Source organism: Streptacidiphilus jiangxiensis (genome assembly GCF_900109465.1).
In the GTDB taxonomy this organism is placed as follows: Bacteria; Actinomycetota; Actinomycetes; order Streptomycetales; family Streptomycetaceae; genus Streptacidiphilus; species Streptacidiphilus jiangxiensis.
Genome location: NZ_FOAZ01000019.1, coordinates 99,875 through 115,647, shown reverse-complemented (window position 1 = coordinate 115,647; position 15,773 = coordinate 99,875). Strand labels below are relative to the sequence as shown.

Below are 15,773 nucleotides of genomic sequence, written 5' to 3'. Positions count from 1 at the left end.
TGCATGGGGCACCTCCCGGTCGAACGCCAGGGGAGGAGCCACACAGGCAGAGCCTCGCGCCCCCTGGAGCCTCGCGCCCCCTGGAGGCTGAGCCCCGTGGAGGCCGCGCCCTGTGGAGGCCGCGCCCTGTGGAGGCTGCGACTCCGTGGGGCGGGCAACTATCCCCGGGTGGAGACCAGGCCTGCCTCGTAGGCCAGGATGACCAGCTGGACCCGGTCGCGTGCGTCCAACTTCGTGAGCAGGCGCGCCACATGGGACTTCGCGGTGGCCACGCTGATCACCAGGGTCTCGGCGATCTCGCTGTTGCTGAGGCCGCGTCCGACCAGGGTCAGCACCTCCACCTCGCGTTCGGTGATCCCGGCGAGGGGGCGCGCGGAGCCGGAGGGGGCGCCGCGGTCGGGGCGGTTGGCGAACTCCGCGATGAGGCGGCGGGTGACGCTCGGGGCGATGAGCGCGTCGCCGGCCGCGACGACGCGGATCGCGCCGAGGATCTCCTCCAGGGCCATGTCCTTGACCAGGAAGCCGGACGCGCCGGCGCGCAGCGCGCCGTAGACGTAGTCGTCGTCGTCGAAGGTGGTCAGCATCAGCACGCGCGGCGCGTCGGGGGATTCCACGATGCGGTGGGCGGCCTCGATGCCGTCCATGCCGGGCATGCGGATGTCCAGCACCGCGACGTCGGGCTTCACCTCGGCGGCCAGGGTGACCGCCTCGCCGCCGCTGCCGGCCTCGGCGACGACCCGCAGGTCGGCGTTGTCGTTGATCAGCACGCGCAGGCCGGAGCGGACCAGCGGCTGGTCGTCGGCGAGCAGGATCCGGATCTGCGCAGGGGCGTCGCTCATACCGTCCTCAGTTGTCGCGGCGTCGGAAGTCGAAACGATGTTGATCATCGCAGCTGCCCGGCGGTCACGCGGTGGCTTCGGCCGTGGCGGGGGTGGCCGGCTTCGCGGGTGGGAGCGGGAGACGGGCGGTGACGCGGAAGCCGCCCTCGGGGCGCGGGCCCGCGCCGAACTCTCCGTGCAGCAGACTGACCCGCTCGCGCATGCCGGTGATCCCGAAACCGGATCCGTGGTGGCCGTGCGGCGCGTGCGGGCTCGGGACACCGTGTGCGCCGTCGTCCACGACCTCCAGCGCCAGCTCGTCCACGCCGTGGTCGATCAACACCCGGCAGGACCGCGCGCCCGAGTGCCGGACCACGTTGGTGACGGCTTCCTGCACGATGCGGTAGGCGGAGAGGTCGATGTCGTTCGGCAGCGGGCGAGGCTCGCCCCGGCGGGTGACGTCGACGCGGACGCCCGCCTCCGTCGTCGTCGCCGCGAGCCGCTCGACGTCGTCGAGGCCGGGCGCGGGGGCGAGCGGGGCGAGCAGGCTGCCGGGCTCCGGATCGGCCTGACGCAGCGCCACCAGCGTCCGGCGCAGGCCCGAGAGGGTCTCCCGGCTGGTCGCCTCGATGGCCTGGAGCGCGGCGCGGGCCTCCTCGGGCTGGCTGTCCAGGACCCGGCTGCCGACGCCCGCCTGGATGGCGATGATGCCGATGCTGTGCGCCACCATGTCGTGCAGTTCGCGGGCGATTCGCAGCCGCTCCTCCGTGATGGCCTGCTCGGTGGCCTGCACGCGGCTGGCTGCGGCGAAGATGCGCCGGGTGTGGATCGAGTTGCCGATCAGCTGGGCGAGCAGGAAGACCAGCAGCATCGGTGCGACGTTGTAGAAGCGGTCCGGGGCCATGCCCGCGCCGATGCGGCCGAGCTCGTAGCAGAGCGTGGTGGCGTAGCCCATGACGGCGGACGGCACCGCCACCTGGCGGGGCTGGGTGGCGCAGATGTAGCAGAGCGCCACCTGGGCCGGTAGCAGGTTCTCCAGGCCCAGGATCTCCAGGGGATACCCGGCCTGCGACGCGGTGTAGAGGGCGAGACCGAGCAGCATCGCCATGCTCGTGCGCGGGTAGCGGCGCAGCAGCAGCGAGCCGACGGCGATCCAGAGGAACACCGACATCGGACCCTGGTGCTCCACACCGTTGCGGGTGCTCAGCGCACCCTCGCCCACGTTCACCACGTAGAGGGTGACCATCAGTGTCACCACGGCCTGGGCGACGCCCATCCAGGCCCCCGACGAGACACGGGAGAGCAGCGGAGGACGGGGCGCGGAGGTCATGGCGTCGAGCCTAACGGCCGGTCCCCGCCCCGGCATCGACCTGCGGGCTTACGCCTGCGGGCTAGTGCGGGCGGCGCGGGTTGCCGTCGCGGGCCCGATGCGGATGACGCCGGGCGACGGGCACCGTGGAGGCATGATCGAAGTCCACGAGCTGACGAAGCGCTACGGCGACAAGACCGCCGTCGACGGCCTCACCTTCACCGTCCGCCCCGGGCAGGTGACGGGCTTTCTCGGGCCGAACGGCGCCGGCAAGACCACGACCCTGCGGATGATCCTCGGCCTGGACACGCCCACCTCGGGCGGCGCGACCGTGGGCGGCGTCCGCTTCGCCGACCACTCCCGGGGCCTTCGGCACGTCGGCGCGCTGCTCGACGCGCACCACGTGCATCCGGGCCGCTCCGCCGAGGCGCACCTGCGGGCGCTCGCCCGCAGCAACGGCATCCCGGCGCGGCGGGTGGGCGAGGTGCTGGAGGAGGTCGGCCTGACCGAGGCCGCGCGGCGCCGTGTCGGCGGCTTCTCGCTCGGGATGAAGCAGCGCCTGGGCATCGCCACCGCGCTGCTCGGCGACCCGCCGGTGCTGATGTTCGACGAGCCGATCAACGGCATGGACCCCGAGGGCGTGATGTGGGTGCGGCGGCTGTTCCGCCGCCTCGCCTCCGAGGGCCGCACCGTCTTCCTCTCCAGCCACCTGATGACGGAGATGGAGAACACCGCCGACCAGCTCGTGGTCATCGGTCGGGGCCGGCTCGTCGCCGCCGAGCCGGTGCGGGACTTCGCCGCCCGCTCCACCCGCCGCAGCGTCCTGGTCCGCACCCCGCAGGCGGCCGAGCTGACGGCGGTGCTGCTCGCCGCCGGCGCCGAGGTCGAGCCGGACGGTCACGCGGGCAGCGAGGGCCTCTCGGTCACCGGCCTGCCGGCCGAGCGGATCGGCGCGCTGGCCTTCGACAACCGCGTGATGCTGCACGAACTGACCACCCGATCCGCATCGTTGGAGGAGGCGTTCATGGAACTGACCGCCGACAGCGTCGAGTACCTGGCAGGGCAGAGCCGATGAGCACCCTCACCTCGCTTCCCCGTCCCGCGACGGCTGCCGCCGTCGACGCGCCCCGGGCGCGGTTCCTGGACCTGGTCGCCGCCGAGTGGATCAAGCTGCGGTCGCTGCGCTCGACCTGGTGGACGCTGGTCGTCGCGGTCCTCGTGCCCTGGGGCGCGGCGGCCGCGGCGGCGACGGCCGACTACGACAACTGGCCGAACTACGGCCCGCGCGAGCAGGCCGCCCCGCACCTGTTCGCCGTCCACGACTCCTTCCCGCTGGAGGGGTACCTCGTCGTCATGCTGGCCTCCGGCGCCCTCGGCGCGCTGGCCATGGCGGGCGAGTACGGCAGCGGCCTGATCCGCACCACGACGGTCGCGGTCCCGGCGCGCGGCTCGGTGGTGCTGGCCAAGGCCGTGGTGCAGACCGTGGCCTGGACGGTCGTCGGCTGGATCTGCGCGGTCGGTTCCTACCTGATCGCCCAGGCGATCCTGAGCGGACGCCACGCCACGATCCCGCTGAGCTACGACGGGGTCCTCCGCGCCATGGCCGCGGCCGCGATGGTCGCGCCGGTCTGCGCGCTGATCGGGCTCGGCATCGGCGCGCTGGTCCGCCATGCGGGCGGGGCGATCGGCATCCTGACCTTCGTGGTGCTGCTGCTGCCGCAGTTCTTCTCGCAGAACAAGCAGTGGTCCTCCGACATCCGGCACGTGTTCCCGATCTCGGCCTTCGGGCGGCTGACGGAGATCTGGACCGCGCCGGCGCACCCCGGCTTCTACCCGGCCACGCTCACCGGCTCCACGCTGGTCTATCTCATCTGGCCGGTCGTCTCCGTGGCGGCCGCGGTGTGGATCGTCCGCCGCCGCGACGTGTGACCACCGGCAATGACGCGCCCCGGTCGCCCTAGGATCGGGGCATGTCGCTGCCCCACGCCATCCTCACCGCCCTGCTGGAGAAGCCGTCCTCCGGGCTGGAGCTGACGCGACGGTTCGACCGGTCGATCGGCTTCTTCTGGGCCGCGACGCACCAGCAGATCTACCGGGAGCTCGGCAAACTCGAACAGGCCGAGCTGATCCGGGCCATCCCCGGGCCGCCGGCCCAGGGGCGGCGCAAGGAGTACGAGGTGCTGCCGAAGGGCCGCGAGGAGCTCGCCGCGTGGGTGTCGCGCAGCGACCCGCCCCGCCAACTACGCGACCCGCTGGCGCTGCGCCTGCGTGCCGCCGCCGTGGTGGGCCTCGGCGACGTGGGCGCGGAGGTGCGCCGCCATCTGGAGGTGCACGCCGCGCAGTTGGACGACTACCGCGCCATGGAGACCCGCCAGTTCCCGCCGGACCGGCACGAGTCGGCCGAGGCCAGGCTGCAGCACCTGGTGCTGGAGGCCGGCATCGAGATGGAGCGCTTCTGGACGGACTGGCTGCGGCGCGTCGACGCGGCCGTCACGGAGCTGGCCGGGCCGTCCGGCTCGGACCCGCAGTCCGGCCCGGACGCGAAGTCGAGCTTGGACCCGAAGTCGAGCCTGGACGCGCAGTCGAGCCCGGACCCGGGGCGCGGCTCGGACGCGGAGGCCGGGAGATGAGCCGGGCGTTCACCTACCCCGAGGTCGGTGCGACGCTCGACGGCGCGGACGCGCTGCCCGCCGGCTACTCGCACCTGCGCCACCGCGTCGTCATCGGCCACGGTGAGCCGGCCTTCCGCGCGGCGGCGGACGCGCTCGGCAGCTTCCGGATGCACCGCCGCCTGCCCGTCGGCATCACCGCCTCCGCGCCGCGCGCCGAGCCCGGTGCGGACGTGACCGTCACGCTGGCCGGCGTGGTCGAGGCGCCGTGCCGGATCGTCCGGGTCGTCGACGAGGCGGGCCGCTACGGCTGGGCCTACGGCACCCTGACCGGCCACCCCGAGTGCGGGGAGGAGGCGTTCCTGCTCGACCTCGACGCGGACGGCACGGTCCGCTTCGACGTGATCGCCTTCAGCCGGCCCGGCGGCCGCGCCGCCAGGGTGTTGGGCGGGCTCGTCCCGGTGCTGCAGCGCCTCTACGCGCGCCGCTGCGCGCAGGTGCTGCGCGGGGTCGCCCGCGGTGCTGTGGCAGGCTGAGCCCGTCAGCCGCACCCGACGGACGAGGGACGGAAGAGCGATGGCGCACGGCGCGCACCAGCACGGCCACGGCGACCACGCCAAGGGCCACGGCCACGGCGACGGTCACCACGTCAAGGGCCACGGGAAGAGCCATGAGAAGGGCCACGGGAAAGGCCACGGCCACGGTCCTCACCACTCCGGGCACCCCGATGACGCCGACCTCCGGTTCTCCGAGCCGCGGCCGGGCGACCGGGGCCGGATCGAGGCGGTCTGGCCCTTCGTGCGTGAGCAGCTCCCCGCCGCCCCCGGCTCGGTGCTGGAGATCGGTTGCGGCGTCCTCGGCGGCTTCGTGCCGCTGCTGCGGGACGAGGGCTACCACGCCGTGGGCGTCGACCCGGAGGTGCCCGAGGCGCCGGACTTCGTGCGCAGCCGCTACGAGGACTACCGGCCCGACGCCGAGGACCTGCCCTTCGACGCGGTCGTCGGCTGTCTCTCCTTCCACCACGTCGAGGACCTCGATCTGCTGCTCGCGCGCGCCGCGTCGCAGCTGCGGCCCGGTGGGCTGCTGATCCTGCGCGAGTGGGCCCGCGAGGAGTTCGACGAGGTGACGGCGCGCTGGTGCTTCGAGCGGTTGCCCGAGGAGCAGGACGAGCAGAGCCCCGCCTGGTGGTTGGCGGGGCACCGCGAGGGGTGGCGCGAGGCGGGCGGCAGTTGGGAGGCGTACTTCCAGGGCTGGGCCGAGGGGCACGGTCTGCTCAGCGGCGCGGCGATGCTGCGCGCCCTCGAGGCGTCCCCGTTCGAGACGGTGTCGCTGGAACGCGACCCCTACTTCCACACCGCGCTCGCGGGCGTGACCGAGGCGGAGGAGCGCGCCGGTGTCGACGCGGGCCTGCTCCGCGCCAACGGAATGCGCTACGTGGGCAGGCGGCCGTAGTGCCCGCATGGCGCGTGCGGCCCGTGCGCGCCGGGTGGACAGCGGCGCGGGGCGAGCAGCAGACTCGCTGGTCATGAGCGCACCCGGCGAGAACGGTTCCATGATCGCGGCGATCGACATCGGCGGCACCAAGATCGCGGGCGGTCTGGTCGCCCCGGACGGGACGCTCCACCACCGCACGGAGCGTCCCACCCGTCGGCGGGCCACCGATCCCGGCGAGGTGTTCGCCACCGTCACCGAGGTCGTCGCGGACCTCGCCGCGGACCCGCGCTGGGCGCGGGTGGACCGGGTCGGCGTCGGGAGCGCGGGTCCGGTCGACATCGCCAGGGGGACCGTCAGCCCCGTCAACATCGGTGCCTGGCGCGCCTTCCCCGTCGTCGCCGAGGTCCGGGCGCTGCCGCAGGTGGCGGGCGCGCCGGTGGCGCTCGGCGGTGACGCCGTGGCGATGACCGCCGCGGAGCACTGGCGCGGTGCGGCGCGGGGCTTCGCCAACGCGCTGTGCCTGGTGGTCTCCACGGGCGTGGGCGCCGGGCTGGTCCTGGACGGCCGGGTCTACCCCGGGCCGACCGGCAACGCCGGGCACCTCGGACACATCACCGTCGACCTGGAGGGCGAGCCCTGCCCGTGCGGCTCGCGGGGCTGCCTGGAGCGGGTGGCCAGCGGCACCGCGATCGCCGCGTGGGCGCTGGACCAGGGCTGGCGCGCACCGGCCGGCGCGCCGTCGGGGGCGACGGCCGCCGCGGTGGCCGACTCCGCCCGGGCCGGGGACCCGATCGCGCTCGCGGCCTTCGACCGCGCCGCCCGCGCCCTGGCGGCGGGGATCGCCGCGACGGCGACGCTCGTCGAGCTGGACGTGGCGGTGCTCGGCGGCGGCGTGCTCCGCGCCGGCGAGCTGCTGCTCGCGCCGCTGCGCCGGCACCTGCGCTCCTATGCGACGCTGCCGTTCACCCGTCATCTCGCGGTGCGGGCGGCGGAACTGGGCACCGACGCCGGGCTGATCGGCGCGGCCGCGCTCGCGCTGGACTGAGGTGGTCCGAAGATCAATCTTCGGCATGTCATATCAGGGTTAATTCGGGCAAATGCCTTGTAATGGGCGCATGAGTCTCCTGCGAGAGAATGCGGTCCTCGCCCTGTTCGCATGCCTGGCCCTGGGCTATCTCGTGGGCAAGCTGCGCGTCGGGCCGATCACCCTGGGCGGCATCTGCGGCACGCTCATCGTCTCGATGCTGATCGGCGCCCAGCATGTCAGCGTCAATGCCGACGTCAAGAACGTCGCCTTCGCGCTGTTCATCTTCTCCCTCGGCTATATGGCCGGTCCGCAGTTCTTCGCCAATCTCAACGCCAAGGGCCTTCGCTTCGGGGTGCTCTGCGTCATGGAGGCGGTGCTGGTCATCGCCCTGGCCATCGGGTTCGCGACCGGGTTCAACCTGGACACCGGCACGGCCGCGGGGATCCTGGCCGGCGCCGCGACCGAATCGGCCGTCGTCGGCACCGCGCAGGACGCCATCTCCAAGCTGCCGGGCATCACCCACGACCAGGTGACGACGCTTCAGGGCCACGTCGCCACGGCCTACTCGGTCTGCTACCTCTTCGGCCTGATCAGCATCGTCATGCTGACCAGCCAGATCTTCCCGATGGTCCTGCGGATCAAGCTGCCGGAGGCGTGCCGGGAGATCTGGGAGCGGATGCGCGGCAACGACCCCTCCCTGGAGGCCGACGAGACGGCGGCGCTGCCGGCCCTGGTCGGCCGCACGTACCTGGCCTCGCAGGGCGAGGGCAGCACCGTCGCCCAGCTCGAGCGTGACGGCGACGGGCTGGTGACCATCGAGGGCGTCATGCGCGGCGACCGTCGTCTCGCCCTCGACCCCGACCTGCGCCTCCAGCGCGGTGACCGGGTCCTGGTCGTCGGGCGCCGCGCGGAGGTCATGGACGCCGGCCACGAGCTCGGCCCCGAGACCCCCGGAGTCCCCGGCCTGGACGCGCCGCTCGCGGTCAAGCAGATCGTGGTGACCCGGAAGGACGTCGCCGGCAAGACCCTGGCCGCACTCAAGGCGGACATCGCCGACGGCGTCTTCTTCACCGACATCGAGCGCGTCGACCACCACCTGCCCGTGGTCGGCGAGACCGAGCTGCACATCGGCGACAGCATCACGGTGGTCGGCGCCCGTTCCCGCGTCGAGCGGTTCGCCGGCAAGGTCGGCGCCGTCGTCCGTCAGGACGCCGCAGACTACATCTACATCGCGCTCGGCATCTGCCTCGGCGTCCTGCTCGGCATGGTCGACGTCAAGATCAGCTCGGCCAACCTGACCCTGGGCACCGGCGGCGGCTGCCTCATCTCGGGCCTGCTCTTCGGCTGGCTCCGCGCCCAGCGCCCGACGTTCGGCGCGTACCCGCCGGTCGCGGCGCAGACGGCGAAGGACCTGGGCCTCTCCGTCTTCATCGCGGTCACCGGCCTCTCGGCGGGGCCCCAGGCGGGTCCGCTCCTCAAGGAGTACCCCGTGCTGCTGCCCGCCGCGGGCATCATCATGGTGGTCGTCCCGGCGTTCCTCGGGCTCTTCATCGGGCGCAAGTTCCTCAAGATCGAGAAGCCGATCCTGATCGGCGCGATCGCGGGCCAGCAGTGCAGCACGCCGGCGATCACGGCGGTCACGAACACGGCCCAGAGCAGCGTGCCGATGATCGGCTACACGATCACCTACACGCTCTCGAACTTCCTGCTGCCGTTGACGGGGCCGCTGCTCGTGGGAGTCCTCGGCCTACGGACGTGAGCCCGTAGGGGCGCGAGGCTCTGACGTATGCGGCTCCGCCGCGTGGGCGCGACAAGCCACTGACATGCGGATGGTCCTCAACGAGCAGGGCCATCCGCACAGGGTGGTTGCTCGCGCAGTTCCTCGCGCCCTATGTGGTGCAACTGGCTGTCAGTGCCTCCGGCTAAGGTCGGGGGTATGGAGATCGAGGTCCACTGGGTCGAGATACCGACCCCCCTGCTCACCGGTCCGGTGCGTCTCGCCGTGACGGATCGCGGCGTTGTCGGGGCCTCCTTCGCCGACGGGGACATGCTGCAGCGGGCGCGCAGCGGCGAGCTCGCCCCGGAGGGGGACGAGCGGGCCGCGCGGGTCGCCGCCCACGTGGGGGAGTACTTCGCCGGGCGGCGGCGCGCGTTCGAGCTGCCGCTCGACTGGCGGTGGACGGATGGCGTGCAGCGCCAGGTCCTGCAGACGTTGGAGCGGACCGTCGCCTACGGCGACACCGTCACGTACGGGCAGCTCGCCGCCCGCAGTGGAGCGTTCGAGCAGGAGGTCGAGCAGCACCTGGCCGCTCGCGCCGTGGGGCAGATCATGGGGTCGAACCCGCTCTTCCTGCTGGTGCCCTGTCACCGCGTGGTCGCCGCGGACGGGCTGGGCGGCTTCGGGGGCGGTGAGGCCGGGATGGCCGTGAAGCGCTGGCTGCTGACGCTGGAGGGCGTCCTGCCACCGACGCTCGACTGGGACGGTCCGGACGTCCCAGCGTGAGGCCGTAGGCCGCACACACCAGGGCGAGGACGCCGAGGGCGAGGAAGGCGAGCCGGTAGGCGCCGGCCGGCGGGGTGGCGCCGGGCCGGGAGGACGTCGTGCCGAGCACGAGGGTCGCGGTGACGACAGCGGGCGCGAGCGCGCTCGCGGTCTGCCGCATGACGGTGCTGAGGGTCGCGGCCTGGGCCGCGTCCGCGCGTTCGAGGCTGGTGAGGGAGGCCGCGGTGAGCGGCAGGTAGACCGCGCCCATCGCCAGGCCCAGCAGGAACATGACGAGACGGAAGGTCCACAGCCCGGTGCCCGCGCCGGTCGCGCCGACGGCCCACAGCTCGACGGCGGCGACGCCGAGCATCCCGGCGCCGACGAGGGGGCCGGGGCCGACCCGGTGGTAGACGCGCCCGACGACCTGCACGGTCAGCAGGATGCCGACGGCCTCGGTGCACGTCGCCGTGCCCGAGTCCAGTGCGCTGCGGCCCTGCAACTGCTGGACGACGAGCGGGACGAGGAACATCGCGCCGAGGAACGGCACCAGTGCGAGTGCGTTCAGCACGCTCGCGCGGCGGAACATCCGGTCCTCGAACAGCCGTACCCGCAGCGCGGGTTGGGGCGTGTGCCACTGGTGGCGCGCCGCGGCGGTGAGCAGGGCGGTGCCCGCGAGCAGGCCGGCGAGGACGGGTGGCGCGCTCCAGCCCAGGTCGGGTCCGGCGCAGACGCCGTACATCAGCGCGCCCAGTCCGCCGGCGCTGAGCAGCAGGCCGGGCAGGTCGAGGCGGCGGGACCGGGTGTCGTCGGCGCGGGGGTCGCTGAGGAAGGCCAGCCCGAAGGCCAGGGCGGCGAGGCCGAGCGGCAGGTTGACCAGGAAGACCCAGCGCCAGCCGAGGGTGTCGACCAGCACGCCGCCGAGCACGGGCGCCAGCGCCGGGGCGAGCTGCTGAGGGATGATCAGGACGCGGGTGAGCCGTACCTGTTCCTGTTGGGTGAAGGTGCGAAAGAGCAGGCCTTGGCTCACCGGCGTGAGCAGCCCGGCAGCCGCCCCCTGGGCGGCGCGGAAGGCGACCAGCTGCGGCAGGTCCCGGGCCGTTCCGCACAGCGCGGAGGCGAGGGTGAACAGGGCGAGCCCGAGCAGCAGCATCCGGCGGCCGCCGTAGCGCTCCAGCAGCCACGCGGAGGCGGGCACCATGAGGCCCAGGCAGACGGGGTAGACCACGACGACGCTGTCGAGGGCGGCGGGGGAGAGGTGGAAGTGACGGGCCAGGGACGGGAGGGCCACGGTCGTGATCACACCGTCGACAATGACGAGGAACACCGACGCGAGGTACATGACGGGTACGGCCACGGTCTGGCGGCGCAGTGCGGTCACAGATACTGAGCATACTCACTATGTGGGTACTCACCAATCAGATTTCGAGGGACGGGCGCGCGATGGGCAAGCAGCGGCGGCACGGCAGCAGTGACGTCCTGGTGGACGAGCTGTACGACACCACGACGGAACTGCGCACCTATGTGGAGGGCAGGCTGCGCCCGCTCGGCGCCTCGGTCGCGCGCCTGCGCGCGCTGCGCATCCTCGCCCGCGAGGGCGTGCCGCTGCGCATGCGCGACCTGAGCGAGATGCTCGGCGTCGCCGCGCGCACCACCACGGCGATCGTCGACGGCCTGGAACGCGACGGCCTGGTGGAGCGGGTGCGCCATCCCGAGGACCGCAGGGCGTTCCTGCTGAGCCTGACCGACGCCGGGCGCGGCCACCACGCCGAGGCGGAGGCGGAGGACGCACGGGCGCTCGCCGTCGCGACGGGCACGCTGGAGACGGCGGAACGCGAGCAGCTGAGGACGCTGCTGGCCAAGATCCGGGACGCGGTGGGCGAGGCGGCAGGCGACGCCTCGCCGGAACGGTAGGGAGTCAGCCCGCGCGGACCGCTCAGCGCCTGCGGGTCGCTCAGTCCTTGCGGCCGCTCAGTCCTTGCGGGCCGCCGCGATGATCTTCTCCACGGTGTGGTGGAAGCGCCCCGTGGCCCTGACCCCGAACGCCTTCTCCAGCAGCGGCACGGGGTTGGCCGGGCCCTTGCCGTCGACGACCCGGAACAGCACGTAGGCGGTGGCGCCGTGGACGCCCGCCACCTCCCAGTCGCCGCGCTTCCCGGCCTGCGGCAGGACCGCCGGGTCCAGCTCGCCGGTGGTGAACAGCAGACTGAACCGCTCGTGCTCGGCGCGCTCCATGCCGCCGAACGGCGCGGCGGCGTAGGCCTGCTCGACCTCGCCGAGCGTGTAGAGGGCGGTGGGCACCTCGAAGCCGAAGGCCTCCGCGAGCCGCTGCTCGACCTCGTCGCGCAGCCGCGCGCGGTCCGTACGGGCCGTGCTGAAGAAGACGTTGCCACTGGCGATGTAGGTCCGCACCGGCCCCAGGCCGAGCTCGTCGAGCTCGGCCCGGAGGCGGGCCATCTCGACCTTCCGTCCGCCGACGTTCACGGCGCGCAGGAAGGCGACGTACGGGATCTGCTCAGCGCTCATGCGCCGATCGTAGGCCGCTCGGTGGCCGCTCGGTCGGCGCGGGCGCGCCTACCAGGCGTAGTCCTCGGGCGCGGCCTTGTGCCCGGGGAAGATCCGGTCGAGCTCGGTCAGCGTCTCCGGGGTCAGCTCCAGGTCGAGCGCCGCGAGGGCGGTGTCGAGCTGCTCGGCCGTGCGCGGGCCGATGATCGGTGCCGTCACGGCCGGCTGGTGCAGCAGCCACGCGAGCGCGACCGTGCCCGGCTCCGCGCCGAGCTTGTCGCAGAGGTCCTCCCACTCCTGGAGCTGGGCGAGCCGCGCCTGGTCCAGGTTCTTCAGCCGCTCCGCGCCGCGCACACCGCCCTCGTTCGCGGCCTTGCGCAGCGCCCCGCCCAGCAACCCGCCCTGCAGCGGCGACCAGGGGATCACGCCGAGGCCGTGGTGCTGCGCGGCCGGCAGCACCTCCAGCTCCACCGTCCGCGCCATCAGGTTGTAGAGCGACTGCTCGGCGACCAGGCCGACGTTGTTCCGCCGCGCGGCCGCGCCCTGCGCGGTGGCGATGTGCCAGCCGGCGAAGTTGCTGCTGCCCACGTAGAGGACCTTGCCCTGCTGGACCAGGACCTCCGTCGCCTGCCAGATCTCGTCCCAGGGTGTGGCCCGGTCGACGTGGTGCATCTGGTAGAGGTCGATGTGGTCGGTGCCGAGCCGCTTCAGGCTCGCGTCGCAGGCCCGGCGGATGTTCAGCGCCGACAGCTTGCCCGCGTTGGGCCAGCCGGCGGGAGCGCCGGGAACCGGCATGTCGCCGTAGAGCTTGGTGGCGAGCACGGTCCGCTCGCGGCGACCGCCGCCCTGGGCGAACCAGCTGCCGACGATCTCCTCGGTGCGGCCCTTGTTCTCGCCCCACCCGTAGACGTTCGCGGTGTCGAAGAAGTTGACGCCCCGGTCGAGGGCGGCGTCCATGATCGCGTGTGCCGGGGTCTCCTCGGTGTGCGGGCCGAAGTTCATCGTGCCCAGGCAGAGTCGGGAGACGGACAGGCCGGTGCGGCCCAGCGAGGTGTAGTCCATGCGGCTACCGTTGCCCGGCCGCGCTGCCTTGTCGAGAGCGCCTCGCCACCTGCCCGGTCACCGGAGGTGCCGCGGTCAGTGCACCACCACGTCGACGGGGTTGGAGATCCGGTCCAGCCAGGCGGAGCCGTGCGGGCTGTTCCTGGCCAGGAGTCGTGCGCGGAACTGGATCCGCCCGAAGGAGCTCGCCCGCACCGTGCGCCCGTACGACGCCCATGGCTGCCCGGAGCAGCCCAGTGCGAACCAGCCGCCGTTGCCGACCCGCTCGTCCAGGCAGGCGTAGGTGTAGCGGGCCGAGTCGTCCCCGCCGTAGGCGGTCACCTGCACGCTCTGCCCTATCCGCAGCGCTCGCGCGCCCACGACCACGTAGGTGCCGGACTTGGCGTAGGCGGTGCCGCTGAGCAACGTGGCGCTGAGCACGGCGGCGGTGAGCCCGGTGAGCGCGACGGTGCGCGCGCGGCGGACGGAGCGGTTCGGCATGGCGGCATTCCCCCGAGAACAGCTGGAATTTACGCAGAGCTTACGCATCCCAGGACGCCGTGGAGCGCACACCCGTTCCCATTCGGACTACACGGTCGAGTGAATCCGTCGAAGGAGGGACGAAGCGGTGGGCTGATCGGATGGTCGGCCGACCCCCGGGTGTTCCTCGGGTAGAATCAGGGTGATCGAAGGGGAGTAGCCCCCCACCGGACCGTCGACATACTGGCAGGCCTCGCGGCCCGCCCGGCGCCCGGGGCGTGGTCCGCAGCAGCGGTCCGCGTCGGCGAGACCTTCGGCCGCAGCAGTCCGTACGCTGCCGCGCCGAAGCGTCCCCGAGGTCGTGGGCTCCGAGGCCGGCACCACCCGATCCTGAGGACCACCCTTCCGTGAGCAGCTTCGCCATCTTCGGCATCACGTTCGGCGTCATCTTCCTGGCCGAACTCCCCGACAAGACCGCCCTGGCCAGCCTGGTGCTCGGCACCCGCTACCGCTCCTCCTACGTCTTCGCGGGCGTCGCCGCCGCCATGGCCGTGCAGGTCGGCCTCGCCCTCGTGGCCGGCCGGCTGCTGGCGTTGCTCCCGCACCGCGCCCTGGAGGCGGTGGTCGGCGGCCTCTTCGTGGTCGGCGCGCTGATGCTGCTGCTCCACAAGGACGAGGAGGAGGACGAGACGGAGGGCCGCGACCCGAAGTCCGGGAGCTTCTGGCGCGTGGCCGGCGCGAGCTTCGCGGTGATCGCGATCGCGGAGTTCGGCGACCTGACCCAGATCGCGACGGCGAACCTCGCCGCGAAGTACGGCGACTGGCTCGCCGTCGGCCTCGGCTCCTGGCTGGCCCTCTGCGCGGTCGGCGGGCTGGCCATCCTGGGTGGCCAGAAGCTGATGGAGCACGTTCCGCTGCGCGTCATCCAGCGGGTCGCGGCGGTGATCATGCTGGTCCTGGCCGCCATCAGCATCGTCGGCGCGATCACCGGCTGACCGCCCGGACCCGCCGCCGTTCAGCGGCTCAGCAGTTCAGCGGCGAGGTCCGTTCAGCAGCTCAGTCCGTTCGCGAGGGCGTCCTGCATCGCCGCCTGGGTGGCCGGACCGAAGACCCCGGCCGGGTCGTCCGTGACGTTCTCGCAGGCCTGGAACATGATCACGTCCTGGGCCGTCTGCTGGTCGTAGACGCCCGTCGGCTGCAGGTGGTGGTCGATGTGCAGCGCGCGCAGGTCCTGCTGGAGCTCGACCACGGCCTGGCCGGTCGAGCCGGGGCCGAGGCTGCCCGAGGAGCCGCTGCCGCCGTTGCCTCCCGCGCCCGTGCCGTTGCCGTTGCCGCCCGTGCTGCTGCCGGTGCTGGTGGGTGTGGCGGCGCGGGTCGCGCTCGGGGTGGTCCGGCGGGTCGGTGACGGCAGGGCGGTGCGCGACGCGCTCGGTCGGGCCGAGTGGCTCGGCCTCGCGCTGGGGGACGGGGACGGCGTCGGGCTCGCGGAGCCGCTCGGGGAGGACGGTACGACCTCCGTGTTCGGCGCCGACTGGGCCACCGAAGGGGCCGCGGACGGCCGGGTCAGCAGCGCCGCGCCCGTGCCGATCAGGACCAGCGCGACCGCTCCGCCCGTCAGTGCCAGCACCTTGCCGCGCTTCGGCCCGGCCGACGCCGCGGCGGTCCGGCGGGCCTGGGCCCGCCGCGGCGGAGCCTCCTGGCCCGGGTAGGGCGCAGCAGGCGGGGTCGCCCCGGCCATGGGGGTGGAAGCGGCGGCCGGCACCGGCGGCAGCACCGTGGTGGCCATGGCGTCCTGGCTCCACGGAGCCGACTGCGGCTGCTCGTGCGGGGCTTGCAGCCGCTGCGCCTCCGGCTGCGGCGCCTGCGGTGCCTCTGGCCGGGGTGCCTCCGGTTCGGCCGCGCGCACGTAGGGGCGGACGAGTGCCGGGTCGCCGTCGATCGGCGGGAGCACCGTCGTCTCGTCGTTGCTCCCGTCGCTGTGGCCGACGGCTCTGCCGTCTCCGTCCACTGGCGGAAACGCCATCATTCCCCCTGATCCGGGCACGTGCCGGCGCACATCCGCGGTGCG

16 protein-coding genes and 1 pseudogene are annotated in these 15,773 nt (G+C 73.3%); 10 read left to right on the top strand and 7 right to left on the bottom strand.

Features of this window, described 5'->3' with window-relative positions; genetic code table 11:
- Positions 1-158 precede the first annotated feature (158 nt).
- Both BMY61_RS30845 and BMY61_RS30840 read right to left on the bottom strand, forming a co-directional pair.
- Entirely contained in the window at positions 159-839 is a 681-nt protein-coding gene (locus BMY61_RS30845; RefSeq protein WP_042444752.1) for a response regulator, read from the bottom strand.
- A gap of 64 nt (positions 840-903) precedes the next feature.
- Positions 904-2,148, bottom strand: coding sequence for a sensor histidine kinase (locus tag BMY61_RS30840; protein WP_042444754.1), 1,245 nt, complete (start codon positions 2,146-2,148; stop codon positions 904-906).
- Positions 2,149-2,281: 133 nt separating this feature from the next.
- Between BMY61_RS30840 and BMY61_RS30835 the strand changes: the two genes are divergently transcribed.
- The 8 genes and pseudogenes from BMY61_RS30835 to BMY61_RS30800 form a co-directional block, all read left to right on the top strand.
- Positions 2,282-3,202 (top strand): ABC transporter ATP-binding protein, encoded by a 921-nt coding sequence (locus BMY61_RS30835; RefSeq protein WP_042444756.1) that lies wholly within the window; start codon positions 2,282-2,284, stop codon positions 3,200-3,202.
- A complete protein-coding gene (locus BMY61_RS30830) occupies positions 3,199-4,056 on the top strand; it encodes an ABC-2 transporter permease (RefSeq protein ID WP_042444758.1) in 858 nt (285 codons plus the stop codon). Before BMY61_RS30835 ends, BMY61_RS30830 begins: the two co-directional genes overlap by 4 nt.
- Before the next feature lie 41 nt (positions 4,057-4,097).
- A complete protein-coding gene (locus tag BMY61_RS30825) occupies positions 4,098-4,757 on the top strand; it encodes a PadR family transcriptional regulator (RefSeq protein ID WP_082014862.1) in 660 nt (219 codons plus the stop codon).
- Positions 4,754-5,272, top strand: coding sequence for a DUF1990 domain-containing protein (locus BMY61_RS30820; RefSeq protein WP_042444760.1), 519 nt, complete (start codon positions 4,754-4,756; stop codon positions 5,270-5,272). Before BMY61_RS30825 ends, BMY61_RS30820 begins: the two co-directional genes overlap by 4 nt.
- A gap of 40 nt (positions 5,273-5,312) precedes the next feature.
- On the top strand, positions 5,313-6,188 hold the full coding sequence (locus BMY61_RS30815; RefSeq protein WP_042444762.1) for a class I SAM-dependent methyltransferase: 876 nt from the start codon (positions 5,313-5,315) through the stop codon (positions 6,186-6,188).
- A gap of 73 nt (positions 6,189-6,261) precedes the next feature.
- A complete protein-coding gene (locus BMY61_RS30810; protein ID WP_177240395.1) occupies positions 6,262-7,215 on the top strand; it encodes an ROK family protein in 954 nt (317 codons plus the stop codon).
- Positions 7,216-7,285: 70 nt separating this feature from the next.
- Positions 7,286-8,956, top strand: a complete 1,671-nt coding sequence (aspT, locus tag BMY61_RS30805; protein WP_042444764.1) for an aspartate-alanine antiporter — start codon at positions 7,286-7,288, stop codon at positions 8,954-8,956.
- Positions 8,957-9,088: 132 nt separating this feature from the next.
- Positions 9,089-9,595 (top strand): annotated as a pseudogene (locus tag BMY61_RS30800) (methylated-DNA--[protein]-cysteine S-methyltransferase); the annotation flags it as partial.
- Here the strand turns inward: BMY61_RS30800 and BMY61_RS30795 are convergent.
- Positions 9,525-11,060, bottom strand: coding sequence for a DHA2 family efflux MFS transporter permease subunit (locus tag BMY61_RS30795; RefSeq protein WP_063773209.1), 1,536 nt, complete (start codon positions 11,058-11,060; stop codon positions 9,525-9,527). The pseudogene BMY61_RS30800 and the gene BMY61_RS30795 sit on opposite strands and share 71 nt — an antisense overlap.
- A 62-nt stretch (positions 11,061-11,122) precedes the next feature.
- On the opposite strand from BMY61_RS30795, the gene BMY61_RS30790 reads away from it, so the two are divergent.
- Entirely contained in the window at positions 11,123-11,593 is a 471-nt protein-coding gene (locus tag BMY61_RS30790) for a MarR family winged helix-turn-helix transcriptional regulator (protein WP_042444769.1), read from the top strand.
- A gap of 57 nt (positions 11,594-11,650) precedes the next feature.
- Here the strand turns inward: BMY61_RS30790 and BMY61_RS30785 are convergent, their stop codons facing one another.
- From BMY61_RS30785 to BMY61_RS30775, 3 genes are all read right to left on the bottom strand, one after another.
- On the bottom strand, positions 11,651-12,205 hold the full coding sequence (locus tag BMY61_RS30785) for a DUF1697 domain-containing protein (protein WP_052438501.1): 555 nt from the start codon (positions 12,203-12,205) through the stop codon (positions 11,651-11,653).
- 48 nt (positions 12,206-12,253) lie between these two features.
- Positions 12,254-13,246 carry an aldo/keto reductase gene (locus tag BMY61_RS30780; protein WP_042444770.1) on the bottom strand — a complete coding sequence of 331 codons (993 nt, stop codon included), beginning with the start codon at positions 13,244-13,246 and terminating at the stop codon, positions 12,254-12,256.
- A 75-nt stretch (positions 13,247-13,321) separates the two neighbouring features.
- Positions 13,322-13,726, bottom strand: a complete 405-nt coding sequence (locus BMY61_RS30775; RefSeq protein WP_042444771.1) for a hypothetical protein — start codon at positions 13,724-13,726, stop codon at positions 13,322-13,324.
- Positions 13,727-14,112: 386 nt separating this feature from the next.
- Here BMY61_RS30775 and BMY61_RS30770 point away from each other — a divergent pair, with 386 nt between their 5' ends.
- Positions 14,113-14,700: a TMEM165/GDT1 family protein gene (locus BMY61_RS30770; RefSeq protein WP_042444772.1), complete on the top strand. Its 588-nt coding sequence runs from the start codon at positions 14,113-14,115 to the stop codon at positions 14,698-14,700.
- Between the two features lie 53 nt (positions 14,701-14,753).
- On the opposite strand, the gene BMY61_RS30765 is transcribed toward BMY61_RS30770, so the two are convergent.
- Positions 14,754-15,713, bottom strand: a complete 960-nt coding sequence (locus BMY61_RS30765; protein WP_042444773.1) for a peptidoglycan-binding protein — start codon at positions 15,711-15,713, stop codon at positions 14,754-14,756.
- Positions 15,714-15,773 lie beyond the last annotated feature (60 nt).